General features: G+C 36.3%; 3 protein-coding genes. 1 reads left to right on the forward strand and 2 read right to left on the reverse strand.

Translation table 11 applies throughout. The annotated features are described in order from the left end of the window. Positions 1–391, forward strand: a 391-nt coding sequence (locus tag E1171_RS03665) for a DUF3127 domain-containing protein (protein WP_155204197.1), incomplete at its 5' end; no start/stop codon positions are given. Between the two features lie 75 nt (positions 392–466). Here the strand turns inward: E1171_RS03665 and trmB are convergent. Both trmB and E1171_RS03675 read right to left on the reverse strand, forming a co-directional pair. Continuing rightward, positions 467–1,126 carry a tRNA (guanosine(46)-N7)-methyltransferase TrmB gene (gene trmB, locus E1171_RS03670; protein ID WP_187696235.1) on the reverse strand — a complete coding sequence of 220 codons (660 nt, stop codon included), beginning with the start codon at positions 1,124–1,126 and terminating at the stop codon, positions 467–469. A 244-nt stretch (positions 1,127–1,370) separates the two neighbouring features. Next, the gene (locus E1171_RS03675; protein WP_155204200.1) at positions 1,371–2,897 is read right to left on the reverse strand and encodes a SulP family inorganic anion transporter; all 1,527 of its coding nucleotides are present in this window, start codon (positions 2,895–2,897) and stop codon (positions 1,371–1,373) included. Between the last annotated feature and the right edge of the window lie 88 nt (positions 2,898–2,985).

The following is a 2,985-nucleotide window of genomic DNA, read 5'->3' on the forward strand; positions in this document are numbered from 1 at the left end:
CATTAGAGCAAAAATATTAGAGATCTCAGAAACGGTTCAAATCACCGATAGCTTTCGTAAGAGAGAATTTGTAGTGGAATTTGCAGAAAATCCTCAATACCCCGAATATATAAAATTTGAGATGATACAGGATAAATGCGATTTACTAAATAGTTTTTCTGTAGGACAAGAAGTGGAGGTTCATTTCAATTTAAAAGGGCGCAAGTGGACTGATCCTCAAGGGAATGTAAAATATTTTAACTCATTACAAGCATGGAGAGTTCTTGATGGAGCCGCTAGCCAAGGGATGAATGCTACGGCTACCGCTGGAGGTGCAGCTACCCCTCCCCCTTCTCAGGAGCCTGAATGGTTAAACTCTGGTAATGGAGAGGAAGGCGATTTGCCCTTCTAAGCATAAGGTAAATCGAATTTATAGTCAGATAAAATTTCACAAAAAAGCCTCACTTTATTGGGAGGCTTTTTTTGGTTAATTTAAGCTAAAGCGCATAAATTTAATATCCTCACCCTTAGAATGGAATTTCCTTTCAAAATTGGTTTTAATTCCTTTTTGTATATCCAAAAGTTTCGACTCCTCATATAAATTAAAGGTGTAATCTAACAAATCGGCATCCTTTCGGCTATTCAGAACTTCTAATGTATATTCAAAAAGTGGAGTGTTGTCAGTTTTAAAATTAATGATTCCACCAGGTTTTAACACTTTCTTATACAAGTCAAGGTAACGATGATGGGTGAGACGAAGCTTTTCGTCCCGATCTTTTGGTCTAGGATCCGGAAAGGTAATCCAAATCTCACTAACCTCTTCTGGTTCAAAAAATTTATCTAAAAATTGAATTTGAGTTCTAAGGAAAGCAACATTATCAAGATTTTGCTCAATAGCTTGACCTGCTCCCACCCAAATTCTATCTCCTTTTATGTCTACCCCAATAAAATTTTTGTCTTTATGAAGGGGTGCTAAACCTACCGTATATTCTCCTCTTCCACAGCCTAATTCAAGTACAATTTCATTATCATTTTTAAATTGAACGCTGTTCCAATTACCTTTTATTTCTTCGTAAATATCCTTTCCAGGTTCTAAAGTATTTTTTCTTTGCGCATTTTCCTGAAATCGCTGTAACTTTTGCCTCACTGTTTTCCCTGCTTAAAATTAAGAACTATGTATTGAGACCTCAAAAATCCTGATGGCCCTCATATTCAATAAAAATTATTTTTAAAAATACTTTCTTATTTGAGCAAAAAACAAAAAATGATGATTTTCTACCTCAACAAAAAATGCTAATCCTGAAATCTTTTTTTGTTTAGAGATCAAGATTAGCACAAATTTATATATGTTCAATAACTTTTTCCAGTCTAGAGATCCCTTAGAATCTAATTTATGCTACTGAACGTTTAAGTTTTTTACCCTCAACCAAAAGGGAACTGTCCATCAGGTTTCCTGCTTTATTAACAATGGAAAGACAATCATCAGATAAATTATGGAGGGTCAATTTTTTTCCTGCCTTTTGGTATTTCTCCACTAATGAATTAACCGCTTCCAATGCAGAATGATCTGTAAGTTGAGAATTTCTAAAGTCCAAAACCACTTCAGCCGGATCTTCCTTTACATCAAAAAGGGCGTTAAAATCCTGAATAGCACCAAAGAATAAAGGTCCTTCTAAAATATAATGTTTCACCTTTCCTCTCATTTCTGTTCTGAGTTGAACTTTTTTAGCCGTTTTCCAAACAAAAGAAAGTGCCGAAACAATTACTCCTGCAGCTACTGCAATGGCTAGGTCGGTAAAAACCGTAACCACAGAAACCAAAATTAAAACAAAAGCATCTGCTTTTGGAATCTTTCTGATAATTCTAAAACTAGACCATTCAAAAGTTCCTATCACCACCATAAACATTACACCAACCAAGGCCGCTAACGGAATCATTTCTATTAATCCCGAGGCAAAAATGATAAACGAAAGAAGGGCGAGAGCAGCCACAATCCCAGATAATCTTCCTCTACCCCCCGAATTAACATTAATCATACTTTGACCAATCATAGCACAACCACCCATACCACCAAAAAACCCGGTTACGATATTTGCAGTTCCTTGGGCTATACATTCTTGATTACTTTTTCCTCTACTTTCAGTTATTTCATCAACCAAAGTAAGTGTCATTAATGATTCAATAAGACCAATGGCGGCTAAAATAAGTGAATAGGGTAAAATAATTTTAAAGGTTTCAAGATTAAAAGGAACTAATGGAATATGAAATTCCGGCAAACCTCCTGCAAGGCTTTTTCCGGCAAAATCAAAAACCGATCGAGTATTCAATCCTAAAGTAGTAACAAGCAAAGTCACAGTTACAATGGCGACCAAAGAGGACGGGATTTGTCGAGTAAGCTTAGGCAAAAAATGAATAATCGCCATGGTAAGAAGCACTAACCCTCCCATAGTCCAAAGCTCAGACCCTGTCAACCATTCTGAAACTCCTTGTGCATTTATGGTTTTAAACTGACCTAATTGAGCTAAGAAAATTACAATTGCAAGCCCATTAACAAATCCCAACATCACCGGATGTGGAATAAGACGAATAAACTTTCCTAATTTTAAGACACCGGCCAAAACCTGAAATATGCCCATTAAAACTACGGTGGCAAATAAATATTCAACTCCATGATCCTTAACCAAAGCCACCATTACCACAGCTAATGCTCCTGTAGCTCCAGATATCATCCCAGGCCTCCCACCTATTACAGCAGTAATTAACCCTACCATAAAGGCCGCATATAACCCGACCATGGGATCCACACCGGCTACAAAGGAAAAAGCTACAGCTTCAGGAACCAGGGCCAAAGCCACTGTAAGTCCAGATAAAATATCGTCTTTTAAATTTGCTTTCTTTTGCGTGTAGATTTCAAACATAAATTGGAATTTTTTTAAAAGCCGCAAAGTTAACGGAAGTTATTTGTTTCACATATATAGATTGTTAGAATTTTTATTAAATATAGAG

The organism is Xanthovirga aplysinae, from assembly GCF_009711365.1.
GTDB classification, from domain to species: Bacteria; Bacteroidota; Bacteroidia; order Cytophagales; family Cyclobacteriaceae; genus Xanthovirga; species Xanthovirga aplysinae.